Origin of the sequence: Exiguobacterium sp. UBA7533 (assembly GCF_002479335.1) — a bacterium.
In the GTDB taxonomy this organism is placed as follows: domain Bacteria; phylum Bacillota; class Bacilli; order Exiguobacteriales; family Exiguobacteriaceae; genus Exiguobacterium_A.
The window spans coordinates 222,248-239,321 of sequence record NZ_DLMP01000014.1 but is presented as its reverse complement, the minus strand read 5'-3'; the positions used below and the strand labels follow the sequence as shown (position 1 = coordinate 239,321).

General features: G+C 47.2%; 21 protein-coding genes, 10 tRNA genes and 1 riboswitch. Of the genes, 6 read left to right on the top strand and 25 right to left on the bottom strand.

The window, feature by feature from the left end:
- Positions 1 to 35: 35 nt before the first annotated feature.
- From B2U10_RS14235 to acpS, 19 genes are all read right to left on the bottom strand, one after another.
- Positions 36 to 112, bottom strand: a tRNA-Ile gene (locus B2U10_RS14235).
- Between the two features lie 18 nt (positions 113 to 130).
- Positions 131 to 207, bottom strand: a tRNA-Arg gene (locus B2U10_RS14230).
- Positions 208 to 211: 4 nt separating this feature from the next.
- A tRNA-Leu gene (locus B2U10_RS14225) sits at positions 212 to 298 on the bottom strand.
- A gap of 17 nt (positions 299 to 315) precedes the next feature.
- A tRNA-Lys gene (locus B2U10_RS14220) sits at positions 316 to 391 on the bottom strand.
- Between the two features lie 7 nt (positions 392 to 398).
- Positions 399 to 470: transfer RNA gene (locus tag B2U10_RS14215), tRNA-Gln, on the bottom strand.
- Positions 471 to 474: 4 nt separating this feature from the next.
- Positions 475 to 550, bottom strand: a tRNA-Asp gene (locus tag B2U10_RS14210).
- A gap of 36 nt (positions 551 to 586) precedes the next feature.
- Positions 587 to 662: transfer RNA gene (locus B2U10_RS14205), tRNA-Val, on the bottom strand.
- Between the two features lie 3 nt (positions 663 to 665).
- Positions 666 to 740: transfer RNA gene (locus B2U10_RS14200), tRNA-Glu, on the bottom strand.
- 49 nt (positions 741 to 789) lie between these two features.
- Positions 790 to 881, bottom strand: a tRNA-Ser gene (locus B2U10_RS14195).
- 7 nt (positions 882 to 888) lie between these two features.
- A tRNA-Asn gene (locus B2U10_RS14190) sits at positions 889 to 963 on the bottom strand.
- A gap of 149 nt (positions 964 to 1,112) precedes the next feature.
- On the bottom strand, positions 1,113 to 1,553 hold the full coding sequence (locus B2U10_RS14185; RefSeq protein ID WP_290788439.1) for a SprT family protein: 441 nt from the start codon (positions 1,551 to 1,553) through the stop codon (positions 1,113 to 1,115).
- Positions 1,550 to 3,670, bottom strand: coding sequence for a Tex family protein (locus B2U10_RS14180; protein ID WP_290788436.1), 2,121 nt, complete (start codon positions 3,668 to 3,670; stop codon positions 1,550 to 1,552). The genes B2U10_RS14185 and B2U10_RS14180 overlap by 4 nt, the downstream gene beginning before the upstream one ends.
- A gap of 63 nt (positions 3,671 to 3,733) precedes the next feature.
- Positions 3,734 to 4,531, bottom strand: coding sequence for an RNA polymerase sigma factor SigB (sigB, locus tag B2U10_RS14175; protein ID WP_023469620.1), 798 nt, complete (start codon positions 4,529 to 4,531; stop codon positions 3,734 to 3,736).
- Positions 4,497 to 4,979 (bottom strand): anti-sigma B factor RsbW, encoded by a 483-nt coding sequence (rsbW, locus tag B2U10_RS14170; protein WP_035412210.1) that lies wholly within the window; start codon positions 4,977 to 4,979, stop codon positions 4,497 to 4,499. The genes sigB and rsbW overlap by 35 nt, the downstream gene beginning before the upstream one ends.
- Positions 4,976 to 5,302 carry an STAS domain-containing protein gene (locus B2U10_RS14165; protein WP_290788433.1) on the bottom strand — a complete coding sequence of 109 codons (327 nt, stop codon included), beginning with the start codon at positions 5,300 to 5,302 and terminating at the stop codon, positions 4,976 to 4,978. Before B2U10_RS14165 ends, rsbW begins: the two co-directional genes overlap by 4 nt.
- A 194-nt stretch (positions 5,303 to 5,496) precedes the next feature.
- Positions 5,497 to 5,847, bottom strand: coding sequence for a type II toxin-antitoxin system PemK/MazF family toxin (locus B2U10_RS14160; protein WP_023469623.1), 351 nt, complete (start codon positions 5,845 to 5,847; stop codon positions 5,497 to 5,499).
- 3 nt (positions 5,848 to 5,850) lie between these two features.
- A complete protein-coding gene (locus B2U10_RS14155) occupies positions 5,851 to 6,075 on the bottom strand; it encodes a hypothetical protein (protein WP_023469624.1) in 225 nt (74 codons plus the stop codon).
- Positions 6,076 to 6,214: 139 nt separating this feature from the next.
- The gene (alr, locus tag B2U10_RS14150) at positions 6,215 to 7,288 is read right to left on the bottom strand and encodes an alanine racemase (RefSeq protein WP_290788430.1); all 1,074 of its coding nucleotides are present in this window, start codon (positions 7,286 to 7,288) and stop codon (positions 6,215 to 6,217) included.
- Position 7,289: 1 nt separating this feature from the next.
- Positions 7,290 to 7,646 (bottom strand): holo-ACP synthase, encoded by a 357-nt coding sequence (acpS, locus tag B2U10_RS14145; protein ID WP_290788427.1) that lies wholly within the window; start codon positions 7,644 to 7,646, stop codon positions 7,290 to 7,292.
- Between the two features lie 68 nt (positions 7,647 to 7,714).
- Between acpS and B2U10_RS14140 the strand changes: the two genes are divergently transcribed.
- Positions 7,715 to 8,455 (top strand): rhomboid family intramembrane serine protease, encoded by a 741-nt coding sequence (locus B2U10_RS14140; protein WP_290788424.1) that lies wholly within the window; start codon positions 7,715 to 7,717, stop codon positions 8,453 to 8,455.
- A gap of 50 nt (positions 8,456 to 8,505) precedes the next feature.
- Here B2U10_RS14140 and B2U10_RS14135 read toward each other — a convergent pair whose 3' ends face one another.
- From B2U10_RS14135 to B2U10_RS14125, 3 genes are read right to left on the bottom strand one after another with little or no spacing between them, the layout of a single operon-like run.
- Positions 8,506 to 8,769 carry a hypothetical protein gene (locus B2U10_RS14135; protein WP_023469628.1) on the bottom strand — a complete coding sequence of 88 codons (264 nt, stop codon included), beginning with the start codon at positions 8,767 to 8,769 and terminating at the stop codon, positions 8,506 to 8,508.
- Between the two features lie 19 nt (positions 8,770 to 8,788).
- Positions 8,789 to 9,289 carry a hypothetical protein gene (locus tag B2U10_RS14130; RefSeq protein WP_035412198.1) on the bottom strand — a complete coding sequence of 167 codons (501 nt, stop codon included), beginning with the start codon at positions 9,287 to 9,289 and terminating at the stop codon, positions 8,789 to 8,791.
- The gene (locus tag B2U10_RS14125) at positions 9,279 to 9,554 is read right to left on the bottom strand and encodes a 4a-hydroxytetrahydrobiopterin dehydratase (protein ID WP_035412195.1); all 276 of its coding nucleotides are present in this window, start codon (positions 9,552 to 9,554) and stop codon (positions 9,279 to 9,281) included. Before B2U10_RS14125 ends, B2U10_RS14130 begins: the two co-directional genes overlap by 11 nt.
- A gap of 162 nt (positions 9,555 to 9,716) precedes the next feature.
- Between B2U10_RS14125 and B2U10_RS14120 the strand changes: the two genes are divergently transcribed.
- A complete protein-coding gene (locus tag B2U10_RS14120; protein WP_056059910.1) occupies positions 9,717 to 10,250 on the top strand; it encodes a cysteine hydrolase family protein in 534 nt (177 codons plus the stop codon).
- Between the two features lie 17 nt (positions 10,251 to 10,267).
- Entirely contained in the window at positions 10,268 to 11,719 is a 1,452-nt protein-coding gene (locus B2U10_RS14115; protein WP_290788421.1) for a nicotinate phosphoribosyltransferase, read from the top strand.
- 51 nt (positions 11,720 to 11,770) lie between these two features.
- Here the strand turns inward: B2U10_RS14115 and B2U10_RS14110 are convergent, their stop codons facing one another.
- Positions 11,771 to 12,097, bottom strand: coding sequence for a hypothetical protein (locus B2U10_RS14110; RefSeq protein WP_029342848.1), 327 nt, complete (start codon positions 12,095 to 12,097; stop codon positions 11,771 to 11,773).
- Between the two features lie 141 nt (positions 12,098 to 12,238).
- On the opposite strand from B2U10_RS14110, the gene B2U10_RS14105 reads away from it, so the two are divergent.
- Positions 12,239 to 12,730 carry a YwpF family protein gene (locus B2U10_RS14105; RefSeq protein WP_035412187.1) on the top strand — a complete coding sequence of 164 codons (492 nt, stop codon included), beginning with the start codon at positions 12,239 to 12,241 and terminating at the stop codon, positions 12,728 to 12,730.
- On the opposite strand, the gene B2U10_RS14100 is transcribed toward B2U10_RS14105, so the two are convergent.
- Both B2U10_RS14100 and B2U10_RS14095 read right to left on the bottom strand, forming a co-directional pair.
- Positions 12,727 to 13,317, bottom strand: a complete 591-nt coding sequence (locus B2U10_RS14100; RefSeq protein ID WP_035412184.1) for a histidine phosphatase family protein — start codon at positions 13,315 to 13,317, stop codon at positions 12,727 to 12,729. The two genes, B2U10_RS14105 and B2U10_RS14100, sit on opposite strands and share 4 nt — an antisense overlap.
- A gap of 17 nt (positions 13,318 to 13,334) precedes the next feature.
- Positions 13,335 to 14,324 (bottom strand): alpha/beta hydrolase, encoded by a 990-nt coding sequence (locus tag B2U10_RS14095; RefSeq protein WP_290753398.1) that lies wholly within the window; start codon positions 14,322 to 14,324, stop codon positions 13,335 to 13,337.
- A gap of 169 nt (positions 14,325 to 14,493) precedes the next feature.
- Here B2U10_RS14095 and B2U10_RS14090 point away from each other — a divergent pair, with 169 nt between their 5' ends.
- On the top strand, positions 14,494 to 15,507 hold the full coding sequence (locus B2U10_RS14090; RefSeq protein ID WP_290788418.1) for a metal ABC transporter solute-binding protein, Zn/Mn family: 1,014 nt from the start codon (positions 14,494 to 14,496) through the stop codon (positions 15,505 to 15,507).
- Between the two features lie 69 nt (positions 15,508 to 15,576).
- A riboswitch (SAM riboswitch) is annotated at positions 15,577 to 15,681 on the top strand.
- A gap of 81 nt (positions 15,682 to 15,762) precedes the next feature.
- On the top strand, positions 15,763 to 17,073 hold the full coding sequence (locus B2U10_RS14085) for a Na+/H+ antiporter NhaC family protein (protein WP_290788415.1): 1,311 nt from the start codon (positions 15,763 to 15,765) through the stop codon (positions 17,071 to 17,073).
- Position 17,074: the final 1 nt, after the last annotated feature.

Genomic DNA, 17,074 nt, shown 5'->3' with positions numbered 1-17,074 from the left:
CAGTTTTCAAAGTTCGTCATTGTTTGTTTTGAAAATGGTGGGCCTAAGTGGACTCGAACCACCGACCTCACGCTTATCAGGCGTGCGCTCTAACCAGCTGAGCTATAGGCCCGTCAAAGCAAACAAAATATGGTGCACCCTGAGAGATTCGAACTCCCGACCCCTTGATTCGTAGTCAAGTACTCTATCCAGCTGAGCTAAGGGTGCGATATGGTGCGGTCGAGAGGACTTGAACCTCCACGATGTTGCCACCACTAGGCCCTCAACCTAGCGCGTCTACCGATTCCGCCACGACCGCAAATATGAAATTAAAAATGGTGTGTCATGCAGGATTCGAACCTGCGACCCTCTGATTAAAAGTCAGATGCTCTACCAACTGAGCTAATGACACATATAAACTGGGCTGGAAGGGATCGAACCTTCGCGTGCTGGAATCAAAATCCAGTGCCTTACCACTTGGCTACAGCCCAAAAATGGCGGTCCTGACGGGATTCGAACCCGCGATCTCCTGCGTGACAGGCAGGCATGTTAACCGCTACACCACAGGACCGCAACTTGAAGTTGTAAACAACTCTTTAAAAAGAAATGGTGGAGGATGACGGGATCGAACCGCCGACCCCCTGCTTGTAAGGCAGGTGCTCTCCCAGCTGAGCTAATCCTCCATATGGTGACCCGTACGGGATTCGAACCCGTGTTACCGCCGTGAAAGGGCGGTGTCTTAACCGCTTGACCAACGGGCCATTTTGTAATTAATAATTATTCTCAAGAAACATTTTCACATAAGAGGTCTGGCGGAGATGGAGGGATTCGAACCCTCGCACCAGTTTCCCGGCCTACACCCTTAGCAGGGGCGCCCCTTATAGCCACTTGGGTACATCTCCAAAAGAATGGCTCCGCAAGTAGGATTTGAACCTACGACCTACCGGTTAACAGCCGGTTGCTCTACCACTGAGCTATTGCGGAACGTTACGTTCTGTTCGGAACACTTTTATATAGTAGCAACTTTTTTTCTTTCCGTCAATGCTTTTTTAAAAAAGTTTTTAGCGACGATAAGTTGTTTAGTTGCTGTCGTTTTGACGACTTCTATAATTTATCATGCTCCGAAATGAACGTCAACTACTTTTGTAAAAAATCTTTCCGCGACAACGACCACATCGATACTTTTCCGTATTCATGCGTCTTTTCCTTCTATATAATGTACTGCATTTCTCACATTCATAAAGATAGGATTTTTTTTCGTCTTCTTGTCTTCTCGGACTGTATCGGAGCCCACCGTAACGCTCTAACCATTTTTTAAAGTCTTGATCTTGATGGCGGTGTCCCATTCCTGCTAGATGTAAATGATAGTGACACAGTTCATGAATCACAATTCCGCGGAAGACTTTCATGTCATCGATGTATCGTTTATTGAAGTCTAAGTGATGATCGCCCAAGAAGTAGCGACCACCTGTCGTCTTTAGGCGTGGGTTAAAATAAGCTTCATGTCGAAACGATAAGGAAAATACGTCGAGCGAAAGTTGCTCGACGTATCGTTGTAATTGTTCATTCGTCATTTCGGCGGAACCAGCGTCAAACCAATGCGTCCTCGCTCCGGTTCAACATTCGTCACCCATACCGTCACGATATCCCCGACAGCGACAACATCAAGTGGATGTTTGACACGCTTACGACTGAGCTTCGAAATATGGATCAATCCATTCTCTTTCACCCCGATATCAACGAACGCACCAAAATCAAGAACATTACGGATCGTCCCTTGGAATTCCATCCCGACTTGAATCATATCCATCGATAGAACATCTTGACGAAGTAACGGTTTATCGAGTGCTTCTCGCGGGTCACGTCCCGGACGTTGTAACGCCTCGATGATGTCACGTAACGTTGGCTCTCCGATCTCGAGCGTCTGTGCCATCTCCGGTAATACCAATGTGGACAATTGTTCCCGGAGTGCATCCGTTCCGACTTGATCGAGCGTTAAACCTAGTGTCTTGAATAACCTTTCGACTGTTTTGTACTGCTCCGGATGGATTGGCGTCCGGTCGAGCGGATGCGTTCCATCTAAGATCCGGAGGAATCCAGCTGCCTGTTCATAAGCTTTTGCCCCAAGACGAGGGACTTTCAATAATTCCTGACGCGTCTTGAACGTTCCAAGTTCCGAGCGACGTTCGACGATTTTTTTCGCCGTCGCTTTCGTGATTCCTGCTACGTAACTCAAAAGCGGTTCTGACGCTGTATTGACATCAACTCCGACCTGGTTGACGACCGTTTCGACGACAAAATCAAGCGTCTCCTTCAATTTCGTTTGCGAGACATCATGTTGATATTGACCGACACCAACAGATTGCGGATCGACTTTGACGAGTTCTGCCAGTGGATCCTGCAAGCGACGTGCGATCGAAATTGCGGATCGTTGTTCGACTTGAAGCTCCGGAAACTCCGTTCGAGCAATCTCTGAAGCGGAATAAATACTTGCCCCTGCCTCGTCGACGATCGTAAAGGCAATATCTTTCTGCCCCTTCATCCAATCCGCAACGAATGCTTCTGTTTCCCGCGAAGCTGTCCCATTGCCAATCGCAATCAATTCAATACCATACGTGTCGACGAGCTTTGAAAGGGTTTGGCGCGCTTCTTTCGCTTTTTGCTCTGACATCGTCACGTAGATGACACCGACTTCCTTCATCTCACCCGTCGGATCGATGACCGCCCACTTACACCCTGTCCGATAAGCCGGATCAAGTCCCAACATGACTTTCCCTTTCATCGGTGGCTGCATGTAGAGTTGACGGAGGTTCTTACCGAAGACGTCAATCGCCTGAAGTTCTGCTTTCTCAGTCAGTTCGTTCCGAATTTCTCGTTCGATAGCAGGAAAAACGGATTTTTTATACCCCGTTGTGATTGCCGCTTCGACGATGTCACGTTTCTTTGGCGCCAGTTGTGCATATGAACGAAGTAACGTTGGTAAAACCTGCTGTTCCTCTAATACGACCTTCACCGAGACGATTTTCAACGACTCAGCACGGTTGATCGCAAGAATCCGGTGCGGAACAATCTGTTGAATCCGTTCGTTGTAAGCATAGTACTGTGCAAAGACACCTTTTTCATCGACTGCGTCCTTTTTCTGTTTCGTGACGATTTCTGCTGAACGACGTATCTGCTTGCGTATGAACTCACGCACCGTCGCTTGTTCGCCCCACTCCTCAGCGATGATTGATTGAGCTCCGGCAAGTGCTTCTTCCGAATCGAGTGTACCGCTCAAACGCTGAAATGTCGCTTCATCATAGGCAGACTTGTCGCGTAACCAGTCAGCAAGTGGCGCAAGCCCTGCTTCCCGTGCAATTTCCGCCTTCGTCCGACGTTTTGGTCGAAACGGTAAGTAAATATCTTCGACTTGTTGTAAGGTCGTCGCTTCTTCAAGCGTTCGACGGAGTTCCGGCGTTAGTACACCTTGTTCCTCGATTTTTTCAAGGACGTCACTTCGTCTACTTTCAAGTTGTGTTAATTGTTTATGTCGATCGAGGATCGCTTTAATCGCGACCTCATCGAGTTCTCCTGTCTGTTCTTTCCGGTAGCGGGCGATGAACGGAATCGTACCGCCTTCTTCCGTCAATTGTAAGACTGCCTTCACTTGAGCAGGACGTACATTCAATTCACTTGCGATTCTCTTTTCCATCTGCTTCACCTCTCATTCATTATACCGAAGAATGCATGGAAAAGAAAAAAGACTGACACGAGGTCAGTCTTTTGAGAATACTTCATTTGGTTCAACTTTAATCGCTTCACGTAACTTCTGCAAAGCACGTCGTTGGAGACGGGACACATGCATTTGTGAAATGCCGAGTAGTTCTCCCGTTTCTTTTTGACTCATATTGCGATAATAGGCACATTCGAGGATAGAACGCTCGCGGTCCGTCAAGACAGCAAATGCCTTTTCAAGAATCAGACGCTGATCGACAGAGTCATAGCCATTCTCTTGATTACCAACGAGGTCGAGCAAGGTAACGGTACTACCTTCCTGATCTGCCTCAATCGAGCTATCGACGGAGAGAGCTTGATAACTCTTACCCATCTCGAGTGTTTCAAGGACTTCCTCTTCTGATACTTCAAGGCGAGCAGCAATCTCATCGATGCGCGGAGAGCGTTGTAGCTCCGTCGTCAATTCCTCGACTGCCTTTTTAATTTTCGGACCGAGTTCCTTAATGCGACGTGGAACGTGGACGCTCCATGTCTTATCGCGGATGAAACGTTTGATTTCTCCGATGATCGTCGGAACAGCAAACGATTCAAAACTGCGACCAAACTCCTTATCGAATCGACGAAGCGCCGCGAGTAACCCAATCATACCGACCTGAACGAGATCGTCATGAATCGGTCGACCACGCGAAAACTTTCGGGCCAAAGCTTCTACCAAGTCTGAATAACGCTCGAGTAATGCCGCATGCACTTCCTCATCTTGGTCGTCCTGCTGATACAAATCAATCAGTCGAAGTACTTCATCATCACTGTGATGGCGTTGTTGAGACTTTGCTGGCACTTTGACCCACCTCATCTCTATTCATATATTTTGTCATATGGACAGTGACGCCGTTCGCTTTCTCGATCGTTACTTGATCCATCAATGCTTCGATCATCAAGATACCGAGTCCTCCTTCATGCAAGGAATCAAGATCGTGTGCGTCCGTAATCGGCTCACTTTGGCGTTTGACCTCATCTTTATCAAACGTAATGCCGTTATCTTTAACGATGATCTCAAGACGATCGTCAGGGTAGACGTTGCATGTCAATGCGATACTGCCATCTTCTTTTCCTTCGTACGCATGTTGAACAGCGTTCGCACATGCTTCTGAGACAGCGATTTTGATATCTTCGATGTCATCGTACGTATACCCCATTCGGTTCGCGACGCCTGAAACCGTCAAACGAGCGATGGCTACATATTCCGGTTTTGCCGGTAATGTCATGTTCAGTTGTTCGTTCTTCATTGCGTTCCACCTCGTACACCACTATCAATTGTAATGATGCTTGAAAGACCTGTGATCTCGAATAGACGACGAATGCGTTCAGAGACGCCAACGAGCGTGAACGATGTTCCGTTCTTTTTCGCTGCTTTGAGGGCACCGACAAAAACACCGAGACCGGTTGAATCCATATAATGAACTTCATCCAAATGCACGATGACATCATTTGTTTCGACTGCCGGAACTAATTCTTGGCGGAGTTTTGGTGCTGTATACGTATCAATCTCACCTGCGATATAAAGATGCGTCTGACGGTCAAGCTGCTCTGTTTTAATTGTTAAATCCATCTTCAAGTTCCTCCTCAAGGAAAATCTGTCTATGTGGTCTTGCTATTCATCCTACCTCTTCCCTTTATAAAAAGGTCACTTGGGTATGTTTCCCCGTAAAGAAAACTTTGAAACCTATTTTTCAAAAAAAGAGGTCAAAAAAAGTCGTATACGCTAGTATCGACTCTTCTTGTGTTGCGCTTCTATGTAAGTGCCTAAAAATCAACCAAGCCTAAGCTGATTGCGACGGCACTATTTACTTTCATCATCGTGTCCGGATCTAGATGTGTGACTTTATCCGTTAGACGGCGTTTATCAATTGTACGGATTTGCTCAAGTAAGATGACCGAATCACGTTCTAATCCGTGTCGCTCTCGATATACTTCCACATGGGTCGGTAGTTTGGCTTTGTCGATCTGTGCCGTGATCGCAGCCACGATGACTGTCGGGCTGAATCGGTTACCAATATCATTTTGTAGAACAAGCACGGGACGAACTCCCCCTTGTTCCGATCCGACCACAGGTGACAAATTTGCATAAAACACGTCGCCACGTTTGACTATCAAAGCTTACACCCCGCTTACTTGACGTAGGAGTGAGAACTCCGCCTCCGTTTCAATCTGGAACATTTCGCCTACGATCGATAAATTGATTGCTGCCATTTCTTCGTAACCACGCTTCAATTCCTCACGTAGCTGACGCTTGCGTTCTTCGGTCGTATGATTCGACTTCATCCCAATCGTCTCCTTCGCTACATTTCGCTCAACAAACTGCATTTCCCGTTGTTGGACCAAGATAATGGCACCTCCAGATTCACTGAAACCTTAACGAACGACTCACTTTCTACTTCAATATATCAGTCGAATTCAGAAAATACAATCAAAATTCAAACAAATAACATATTTTTGCTATCTTATTGATGTCTTATGTGAATCACTGACGCGGAACACGTTTCGAGAATTGACAGAGAACTTCATAGTTGATCGTTCCGAGCCAATGGGCCGCTTCCTCGATTGGTGCCCCTTCTCCAATCAAGATGACTTCCGTTCCAATCGGATATTCTCGCGGTAAACGAATCATCAAGCGATCCATACAGACACGACCGACGATTTCGCACGGTAGACCGTCTACAATCAGTGAATAGCCCTGAAACTTGCGTGACCAGCCATCTGCGTAACCAATCGGAACGGTACCGATCCATTCATCTGTCGGTGCCGTATAAGTCGCTCCGTAACTGATCGTCTGACCCGGTTCGACTTGTTTGACCTGCATCAGACGACTTTTCAGTGAAAACGCTGGTTTTAAAAATTCATAATGTCCTGCCATCTCATCCGACGGCATCGCCCCATATAACGCGATACCGACCCGAACGACGTTAAACGGTTCTTGTCCCGCTAAGCGAATCGCTGCCGCTGAATTAGCACAATGTACGTAACGAATGTCCGGTACTAGCGCGACATAGGATAAAAATGTCTCGAGCTGACGTTCGAACAATCGACTGTTCAGCTCGTCAGCGGTTGCGAAATGCGTATAGATGCCTTCGAGTTCGACAAGATCATCATTACACTCAACCAAAATCTGCTTCAACTCATCGACATGCTGCAGTCCGAGTCGCCCCATCCCGGTATCGACCTTGATATGCAAACGGAGATGATCGATTTCCGTCAGATGCCGTTTCGCTTCTTGGAGCCAATCGGCTGAAAAGACAGGAACGGCGACATCGTAATTCGAAGCGACTGGCGCATGCTCCGGCAGTAAAGCTTCAAGCATCAGGATCGGCGCTTGGATACCCGCTTCTCGCAACTCAATCGCTTCTTCAAGGAGTGCAACAGCGAGTAAGTCAGCTCCATTTTCAAGGGCAATCTCAGCGACTGTCACTGCACCGTGACCATAGCCGTCTGCCTTGACGACTGCCATCACCTGTTGCTCGCCCATTCGTGTTTTAATTTCGCGTATATTGTGTGCGATCGCTTCCCGATCGATTTCAATCCAAGTTGGTCGATACATCCTAATCCCTCTTCTCTAATAAGACTTGCGCAGACGCGTAGTGCTCTGAATGTGTAATCGAGACATGGATGACGCCATCGAATGGTCCGCTCATGAGCGGTCGTCCGGTCTCATCGTTTAAAACTTCGACGTCCTGCCAGGAAACCTCTTTTCCGACACCGGTTCCAAATGCTTTAACGAACGCTTCCTTTGCTGCGAAGCGACCTGCCAGGTACTCGATTTGCCGGTGTCCTGAGAGCGATTGAAATCGTTCCTGCTCCGCCTCCGTTAAGATTCTTCCCGCAAAACGTGGTTGTCGCTCGAGCGTTTGCTCGATTCGATTTAGTTCGACTAAATCGATTCCAATCCCATAAATCATCCGAGGCGCCTCCACAGTTCTATTCTTCGCCATCTTCATATAGAATGAAGGTGAAGCGAGGTGTTGTCATGTTTAGTCGAACGGAAAATTTACAAACGTTCACACGTTCTTATCCGGTCGTTTCGTTGTTCATTTTAATCCAAGTCGCCCTGTTTGTCATTGAACGATTGGGCATACTTCTCAATCTAACGTTCTCTCCGTTAAATGCAGGCGCAGCAATCAATCTCTTAATCGGACAAGGTGAATGGTGGCGTGTCGTCACGGCAACGTTCTTGCATTATGATTTTTGGCACATTGCATTCAATACGTTTGCTCTCGTCATCTTTGCTCCACCACTCGAGCGGATGATTGGTCATGGTCGATTTGCTGCCTTTTATTTGCTCGTTGGTACGCTTGCGAACGTTTTGACGTACTTCACGAAAATCAATGAACCATTCTATGGACAAGCTGGAGCATCCGGTGCCATTCTTGGTCTGCTTGGTTTTTATGTCTACTTGAGTCGCTTCAAACGGACGGTCATCATGGCAGATGATACACGGCTTGTGTATATCTTTACTGCAGTCACGGCAGTCTTTACGTTACTAGGATCGAACGTCGCTGTCTTCGGTCACTTGTACGGTTTTGTCCTCGGATTCCTCTTCGGATTCGTCTTTGGCAACCGCGCCGTGCCATTCACACGTCCGTTCCAAACGGGTCGTCGTTCGAGCGGTGGACCTGTCTTCGTAAGCGGTTCTGGTCAATTTGGTCGGATTTTCTTCTATATCATCATCGCCTTTGCTGTACTCGGATTATTCTTCCGTTACCTGTAAACCAGCATACAAAAAAAGGACTACGCTACATGCGTAAGTCCTTTTTTTGATTATTTGCGGAGAACTTCTGCCAAGTCCTTCACATCATCGATCAAGTTATGGATCGTCTCTTGATTATCCGTATAGAGTGCTTTTAATTCCTCAAAGCGTCCTTTCGGATCTTGTTTGACAGCAGACAATTGTGTCCCTGCGCCGCTGAATGTCCGTTTCACTGCCGCGAACTGCGCTTGACGCGTATCTTTATGCAGTAGTGATAAAGTAGCGCCGACGAGTGCGCCACCGAGTGTTGCTACGACAAAATAGTTCTTCTTCATCTGTTAGTCCCCCTGCATCTCACTCATTTGTTGGTGGTACGATTTGATACCGTTTCATGACGGGAGAAGGCGCGAACGACTTCCCTGCCTCTTCAGCATACTGGTCTACCGTGAGACGTTCAACTGATTTTGCATAACGAGCCCCGTCGCTTGTCTCATGGAACTGAATCAATAAGACGAGATCCGTCCCCTTCTCGACACGTCCAATTCGAAAAGCCTGGAAGCCACCATATTCTGCTCCAATGACTTTTGGATTCGACATCACTTGATGTACGAATAAATCTCCGCTATTTTGATCTGCCGGAATCGACCAGTAGAAGAGACTGCCTTCATCCGAAAAATTTCCACGTGATTCGAGCAACGTGTAGGTATTGCCACTTTGAAAAGGTGATTTCGAGTCCGTCTCTATCCAGAGGATAGCGTCACCGCTTCCGCTAGCAACACGAATGTGAGCGTCCCGAGAACGAATTTGTTCAACAAACGAACCGCTACCGAATGTGATCGAAAGTTTAGATGGCATCACAGGCCTCCGCAAGTTGAAAGTCTTTTTCCGTCAATCCGTTTTCATCATGAGTCGTCGCCGCAAGTGTGACGTTTTTATAGTCAATCACGATCCGTGGATGATGATTCAAGTTTTCGGCGATACTCCCGACTTCCTGTACGAAATCCAGTGCAGCAGGAAACGATGGAAGTGTATACGTTCGGACGATTTCATCATCGACGATACTCCAATCCTGCAATCGTTCAAGACGCTCTTCCACTTCATACTCATTCAACCTAGCCATCCCTTTCTCCTCCTCTACTATCATTTTCGTCCTATACTTTATACCCCATTCTATTACTTCTCTATACCTGTTTGTATCCGATTTCTTCCTTTCGCCTTCTATGTGAGATAGAGTACAATGTGAAAGAGAACACTAATTCAAAACCGAAAGGGGCTCACGCACATGCGCGCTCTGATTGTCATTGATTACACGATCGACTTCGTTGCTGACGAAGGGAAGCTGACTTGTGGAAAACCAGGACAGGCGATTGAAGACCGGATCGCTACATTGATGGAGGAATTTTCAACAGAGGACTACGTCGTCATTGCCAACGATATTCATGAGGAAGGTGATACGTTCCATCCGGAAACTGTCCTTTTCCCGCCGCATAATATTCGCGGAACACATGGACGTGATTTGTTTGGGAAAGTCGCAGCCATGGCACGTGTCGCTGATCACGTCATTGATAAGACGCGTTACAGTGCGTTCGCCGGGACGGACCTTGATTTACGCTTGCGTGAACGTGGTATCCGCGAAGTCCACCTCGTTGGCGTCTGTACGGACATCTGTGTCCTTCATACAGCTGTTGATGCCTACAATCTCGGATATCATATCGTCGTCCATGCCGATGCGGTCGCAAGCTTTAACGCGACGGGTCACGACTGGGCGCTTACACACTTTAAACAATCGATCGGCGCAGAAGTCGTCGGCGAATAAGAAGGGATTTGTCCGTTATGTTACAACGTAATCTTGCACTCCATACCGATCTATACTTACCACGGTGGATGTATATCTACTGGAAAGAAGGACGTCACAATGAACGTGCCGTCTTCGATGTCTACTACCGTTCGAATCCGTTTGCAGGAGGGTATGTCGTCTTTGCGGGTCTTGAGAACATCATCGAGTACATTCAAACACTCCGTTTCACGGAAGAAGACATCACGTACTTGCAAGAGATGATCGGCTTCCCAGATGAATTCAAGGATGAACTGCGTCAATTCAAGTTCAACGGTTCGATTTCCAGTGTCAAAGAAGGTGAGATCGTCTTTCCGAACGAACCATTGATTCGGATCGAGGCGCGAATTTTTGAAGCAAAACTCTTACAAACCGCGATTTTGAACATCGCGAACCATGAATCACTCATCGCGACGAAATACGCTCGCATTCGTCAATCGGCACCCCGTGCGAAGTTCCTTGAAGCCGGTGCTCGCCGTGCGCAAGGCATCGATGCTGCTTACTTCGGAACGCGTGCTTCGTACCTCGCTGGTTTTGACGTCACAAGTCTTGCTTCAGCAGGACGCGATTTCGGAATCCCATGTGGCGGAACGATGGAACATGCCGATATTCAATTCCATGATGATGAACTAACAGCATTCCGGACATTTGCTTCTCACTATCCGGATCAAACGACGTTACTCGTCGATACGTATGACACACTCAAGAGTGGTCTGCCGAATGCCATCACGGTCGCAAAGGAACTCCAAGCCAAAGGACATAAACTGCGCGGAATCCGGATCGATTCTGGTGACTTATCTTATTTGTCAAAACGTGCTCGTAACATGCTTGACGAAGCCGGCTTCCCAGAAGTCGACATCGTCTTGTCAGGGGATCTCGATGAGTACGTCATCCAAGATTTGCGCATCCAAGGCGCCCAAGCGAATACGTTCCTCGTCGGAACACGTGGTATTACAGCTTACGAGCAACCCGCTCTCGGAATGGTCTATAAACTGGTCGCACGTGAAGTAGACGGCGAACTCACGCCTGTCATCAAAGTGTCCTCGTCAAAAGCCAAGACGACGACACCACACATCAAGGAAGTCTATCGCATCATCGATCCGGTGACGGATAAGTTTAAAGGGGATTACGTGACGTTGATGGATGAGGATCCATCGACACTTGAAGCCGTCGATCTCATCGACGTCCGGGACCCATCGTTCCGTAACCGTGTAGAGCAGTTCAAGGTCGAACGCTTGCTTGAACCGATCTTCAAAGATGGAGAGTTAATCTATACAGTTCCAACGATCGAAGAGATCCGTCACTTCCATGAAACGCAGATTGGTCGTCTTTGGGAGGAGTACAAACGTCTCCGTTTGCCAGAGATTTATGCCGTCACATTCAGTGACCGTCTCTGGAAACTCAAACTCGACATGATTCGGGAAACACGATTCGCGAGTGGTTTAAAATAAGACGCACAAACAAGCGCCGTTCTTCCTCCCTCAGGATGAACGGCGCTTTTCTCATGTTAATCCTGCTTCGTTTCCGACAGGTGTCATTTCTGTTGGCGCTTGTTCCATCTTCTTACGAAAGTACCACGCGAAACCAAGCGCACCTCCGATGAAGACGATATACGTTATGCGTTGACCGAATTCTGCTAAGGAATCCGCGTAAAAAATACTGATTAAATGATCACTTCCACTAATGAGTAGCAAACAGGCAATCAGGAGCGCAATGCGATATGCAAGCGTCGGGCGGTCTGTCGGTTCAGCATGCCAATACATGATGATATGGTGGGCAAGTAAGACAATACCCAGGATTCCTAATATTCCAATGAGTACTTGCGGCATAATGAACGATCCTCCTGTTAGTAATATCTAGTCTTATTTAAACATAGTTCACACGAATTTCGTCAGGAAAAGTTTCCCGTCCCCCATTCCTCACTGTATACTGTAGAAAAATCGTAAGCGATCAAGGGAGGGCATTTTTTCATGAAAACCTTTAAATTATGCACATTACGCATTTTAATGGACGAGTCAGGACGTGATACGACGATTCCCGTCGCCATTCAAGACGGACTAACGGTCAGTACCGAACAAACGGCACAATGGGTCGCAGAAATCGTCGTTCCTTCGAGCGATCAGCCGATCGTCGATGAATTGTTCACAAAACATTTACGTGCTTTGATTGAAATCACGATCTCACGACCCGATAATGACCCTGCCGCGATGATCGTCACGCCTCTTGAACGGACTGCCTTAAGCGAACACGTCTCCTATGTCTTCACTGGTAAGATGGTCATGATGAAGAATGATTTATCCGAATCGATCTTACGTGAAGTCGTCGAGGATGGATTCGCTGGTGAAGAACTCGTCCAAGAATACAAGGATCGTCGTTCAAAACGCGGTGCACATATCACGAGTATCGCTAAAGAAACATTTAAACAGTATCTAGCAGAACATCCAGAAACACCGATTTCTTAAGGTTTTTCGACTTCGTCCGTGATGTGATCCGCTACATTGATTCTATCAATCGTATAGTGGTCCGTATATTGGATATAATTCGCACATGCATTTTTCAAAGGTGTCCGGTAACTGAATGTCTCATCAATCGACGATAAGGCTGCTTTGATCGTATGCGAGTGACAGACGATTAAGATTCGTTTCCCCTCATACGTTCGTGTCACTTCCTGTAATGCTTCGAATACGCGATCCTGAATCGCTTGTTCCGTTTCAAGACCCGGAACACGTTTCGTATCGTTCGCTTGAACAGCTTCATAAATCGACGCAACCGGTTCACCGGAAGCAGCACCAAATTCACGCTCGACGAGTCGGTCATCGGTCGCTGTGATCGTCAATCCGACCGCACGTCCGATGATTTCTGCTGTCTCAACAGCGCGAGACAACGGGCTTGCTAGCAAGACATCCCACTTTTCATTGGCTAGATAAGCGGCGCTGAGTTCCGCTTGTCTTTTTCCTGTTGCATTCAACGGGATATCTTCTCTTCCTTGGATTCGTTCATTTAAGTTCCAATCCGTCTGACCATGTCGCACTAAACAAATTTCAGTCATGTCTCTGTCTCCTTCATTCAAGAAATATGACTGATTGTATCATGTTTTTCATCGGGAAGTTGTCGCGGTGGCAATAACAACACCTGACAAGTGAAGCGTTCAATTCGTTCGAGCAGTCGTTCAATTTTTAATGGATTTTCTGTCTGTGCAAAACTAGCAAGTGAGTGGGTACCGTTCGGAAAAGAAAACAAACGGACATCAGCTCCGACATCGGCTCCTTTTTCAACGAAGTGAAGAGCTTGGGAAAACGGAACGATTGGATCTTTTTTGCCATGCAGGAGCATGATCGGTGGAGCGTCTGACGAGAGATGCGTCACAGGTGAAACGTGAGTCATGAGCTTGCGCCATTCTTCCCGTCCACCTTTATAAAACTTAATGTGAGCGATCCAGGTCTGAATGAAAGTAAACAATAAAAAATTCGTCGGTGGATATAAGGCAATGACACCACTGATCAATGGCATGTGTCGTTCATCGCGCTCACCAACGAAAGCAGATGGGGCAAGTGCCGTCGTCAGCATGAGTGCAGCTCCGGCTGAGTCTCCCCATACCATCATCCGTCCTCTTAAAATGCGAAGATCTTCTGCTTCTTTGTTCAAAAAGCATAAGGCATCCCGTACATCTTCGAGATTATCCGGAAAATAACTCCCTTCTTCAAACAGACGATAATCGATACTACAAACAGCAACCCCAAGTTCAAGCAGGCGATCAACGATCGGGCTAAAACAGAACAGATCCTCGCGCTCTCCACGAACGAATGCGCCACCGTGCGCGTAGATCGCGACCGGAAACGGTCCTTCCCCCGGCGGATAATAGAGATCGAGTTGTAAGGTACGGTCTCCCACTTGTTTGTAAGTGAGTGTCCGCGGTGCGAGTTGTTTTTCTGTGATTGGCAAGGCGGGTTCAGTCCACCGAAGTAATGCACCGTAATTATTCCAGATACTTGCTCCCGCAGCTGCCGTCGTTAGTAATGCAGCTCCCCCCATTAGCCATGCAGTTTCACGTTTCACTTGATCACCTCCAAAAGACGTACCAATTCCTTCACTTTATTATCCTTTTACCCCGTTTTAAAAGAAGTCGAACGTCTCGGTATTCGTACTTGACGCTTCTCAAACGTTCCGCTATAGTGAAAAAGTCCAAATCGGAATAATTACGTTTTAATAACGGAGGTAACATATAATGAAAAATATCATTCCTGCTTTAACGGTCGCATTCGCGAGCGCAAGTATCCTCGCAGCTTGTGGATCAAACACCGATTCATCGACTTCAGATGATAAAAAGACGGAAATCTATACATCGACGTTCGCAACAGCTGCCATTGCCCGTGAAATCGGTGGTAATCAAGTCAACGTCAAGATGATCGTCCCACCTGGAGCAGATCCGCACTCCTATGAACCGACGTCAAAGCAACTCACTGAGATTGCCAAAGGTGACCTTTTCCTTTTGACGGGTACGACACTTGAACCCTATTCAAAAAAAATCCAAGAGAGTCTAAAAGGCACGGACGTCCGGTTCGTCGAGACGAGTAAGGATGTCACTTTGCTGGAATCGGATGCTACGCTTCACGCACATGAAGAAGAGGGACATACAGAAGAAGAGCATGCGCACGAAGAAGCAGGGCACGATGATCACGCAACTGATGAACATGCGCACGAAGAGGAAGAACACGATCATGGAAAATACGATCCACACGTCTGGCTTGATCCTGTCAACGCCAAAGCAATGGCACGTTCTATCACAGTCGCCTTATCAAAAGAAGTACCAAAAGACAAAGCAACATTCGAAAAAAACTTGAAAGCGTTCGATCAGCAAGCTGACGCACTCGATAAAGAGTTCAAGCAAGCCGTTGCTGACGGATCGAAAAAAGAACTTCTCGTCACACATGCAGCTTACGGTTACCTCGCCGAACGATACGGGTTCACGCAGCTTCCAATCGCCGGAATTTCCCCTTCCGATGAACCGTCACAAAAACAACTGGCTGCTTTAGTGAAAGAAGCGCGGATGCATGATTTGAAATACGTCGCGTTCGAAGAAACGGTTTCACCAAAGGTTGCGCGTGTCATCCAAAAAGAAATCGGAGCTAAATCCGTGACGATCCATAACCTCGAGTCGGTGATGAAATCGCAGCAAAACAGCTCGTATTTTAAGTTGATGGAAGAAAACGTCCAGACGTTAAAACAGGCACTTCAGTAAAGTACAGTTGACACGCGTTACTCAATGCGGTACGGTAAGAAACGTGTTTTACAACAATTGAATGACTTCTTTTTATCGCGAGAAACGGAGGGACTGGCCCAATGATGTTTCGGCAGCGGACGATTTGATTCGTACTGTGCCAAATCCAGCAAGCGAAAGCTTGAGAGATAAGAAGAGCGTCTTTATTTCATAAAGACCTCCTTCTTTCTTGCGAAGGGGTCTTTTTTTGTATCTTTGAGAAATGAGGTATCAACAATGAAAGAAACGATTACGCCTAACAAATGGGCACTGCTTCCGCTCGTCGTATTCCTGGTCCTCTTCATCGGAGCCGGTATCTTCTATGACGATTTTTACAAATTTCCGATTCTGATCGCCGCTTTGATCGCGTTGATCTTTGCTGCAATCACGACGAAAGGATCGATTAATCAAACGGTTGAACGAATCGCAACCGGTGCCGGAAATCCTGATATCATGATCATGGTCTTCATTTTCTTATTAGCCGGTGCGTTCTCTGGAACAGCGGAAGCGATCGGCGCAATCGAAGCAACTGTCAATGCTGCTTTGACGTTCTTACCTCCTTCACTCCTGATGAGTGGGATATTTGTTATCGCAGCATTCATCTCGATGGCAATGGGTACCTCGACAGGAACGATTGCCGCTCTCGCACCGATTGCCTTCGGTATTCATGAAGCAACAGGTATCAACGTTGCGATCGCAGCAGCGTCAGTCGTTGGTGGTTCGATGTTCGGTGATAACTTGTCGTTCATCTCGGATACGACAATCGCTGCCGTTCGGACACAAAAAACGAACATGCGCGATAAATTCCGGACGAACTTCATGATCGTTCTCCCGGCTGCCGTCTTAACGGTCATCTTACTCGCGTTCGTTTCTGGTTCTGGCGATGCGGCAGCAGCTAAAGCATTCGAGTTCTACAAATTAATTCCGTATCTCGCCGTCATCGTCCTTGCACTATTTGGTGTCAATGTCATTCTTGTTCTCGTCGGTGGCACATTACTCACTGGCATCATCGGTATGATCGACGGTAGCTTTGGCTTAAGTGGGTTCGTCCTTTCGATGTCTGAAGGAATGATGGGCATGGCAGAAATTTCAATCTTGACACTCCTCATGGGTGGTCTCGTCAGTTTGATCACGTTCAATGGCGGAATCGCCTACTTGAAAGAGACGTTGACGCGCAAGATTTCACAGCGTCGCGGTGCTGAATTCAGTATGGCAGCACTCGTCAGTGCGACGAACCTCGCAACGGCGAACAATACGATCTCGATTCTCGTCGCTGGACCACTCGCGGCTGAAATCGCTGATACGTATGAAATCGACCGCAAGAAATCAGCGAGTATTCTTGATATCTTCTCTTGTGGTATTCAAGGCATCATTCCGTATGGGGCACAACTGCTGATCGCAGCAGAGTTGACGAAGACAGCTTCACCAGAACTGATTCCGTATCTGTTCTATCCGTTCCTGCTCTTCGTCTGTGGATCGATTGCCATCATCTTTGGTTTCCCACGTCCGAAAAAATCAGTTGCTCAACAGGAAAAAATCTCTTCTTAAC

Bases quoted from the DNA above. Each gene is read 5' to 3' on its own strand.
- B2U10_RS14185 (WP_290788439.1), bottom strand. From the start codon at position 1,553: ATGACGAATGAACAATTACAACGATACGTCGAGCAACTTTCGCTCGAC.
- B2U10_RS14180 (WP_290788436.1), bottom strand. From the start codon at position 3,670: ATGGAAAAGAGAATCGCAAGTGAATTGAATGTACGTCCTGCTCAAGTG.
- rsbW (WP_035412210.1), bottom strand. From the start codon at position 4,979: ATGAAGAACGAACAACTGAACATGACATTACCGGCAAAACCGGAATAT.
- B2U10_RS14165 (WP_290788433.1), bottom strand. From the start codon at position 5,302: ATGGATTTAACAATTAAAACAGAGCAGCTTGACCGTCAGACGCATCTT.
- alr (WP_290788430.1), bottom strand. From the start codon at position 7,288: ATGTATCGACCAACTTGGATTGAAATCGATCGGGAAGCGATCGCACAC.
- acpS (WP_290788427.1), bottom strand. From the start codon at position 7,646: ATGATTTATGGGATTGGAATCGATTTAGTCGAACTAAATCGAATCGAG.
- B2U10_RS14140 (WP_290788424.1), top strand. From the start codon at position 7,715: ATGTTTAGTCGAACGGAAAATTTACAAACGTTCACACGTTCTTATCCG.
- B2U10_RS14135 (WP_023469628.1), bottom strand. From the start codon at position 8,769: ATGAAGAAGAACTATTTTGTCGTAGCAACACTCGGTGGCGCACTCGTC.
- B2U10_RS14130 (WP_035412198.1), bottom strand. From the start codon at position 9,289: ATGCCATCTAAACTTTCGATCACATTCGGTAGCGGTTCGTTTGTTGAA.
- B2U10_RS14125 (WP_035412195.1), bottom strand. From the start codon at position 9,554: ATGGCTAGGTTGAATGAGTATGAAGTGGAAGAGCGTCTTGAACGATTG.
- B2U10_RS14120 (WP_056059910.1), top strand. From the start codon at position 9,717: ATGCGCGCTCTGATTGTCATTGATTACACGATCGACTTCGTTGCTGAC.
- B2U10_RS14115 (WP_290788421.1), top strand. From the start codon at position 10,268: ATGTTACAACGTAATCTTGCACTCCATACCGATCTATACTTACCACGG.
- B2U10_RS14110 (WP_029342848.1), bottom strand. From the start codon at position 12,097: ATGCCGCAAGTACTCATTGGAATATTAGGAATCCTGGGTATTGTCTTA.
- B2U10_RS14105 (WP_035412187.1), top strand. From the start codon at position 12,239: ATGAAAACCTTTAAATTATGCACATTACGCATTTTAATGGACGAGTCA.
- B2U10_RS14100 (WP_035412184.1), bottom strand. From the start codon at position 13,317: ATGACTGAAATTTGTTTAGTGCGACATGGTCAGACGGATTGGAACTTA.
- B2U10_RS14090 (WP_290788418.1), top strand. From the start codon at position 14,494: ATGAAAAATATCATTCCTGCTTTAACGGTCGCATTCGCGAGCGCAAGT.
- B2U10_RS14085 (WP_290788415.1), top strand. From the start codon at position 15,763: ATGAAAGAAACGATTACGCCTAACAAATGGGCACTGCTTCCGCTCGTC.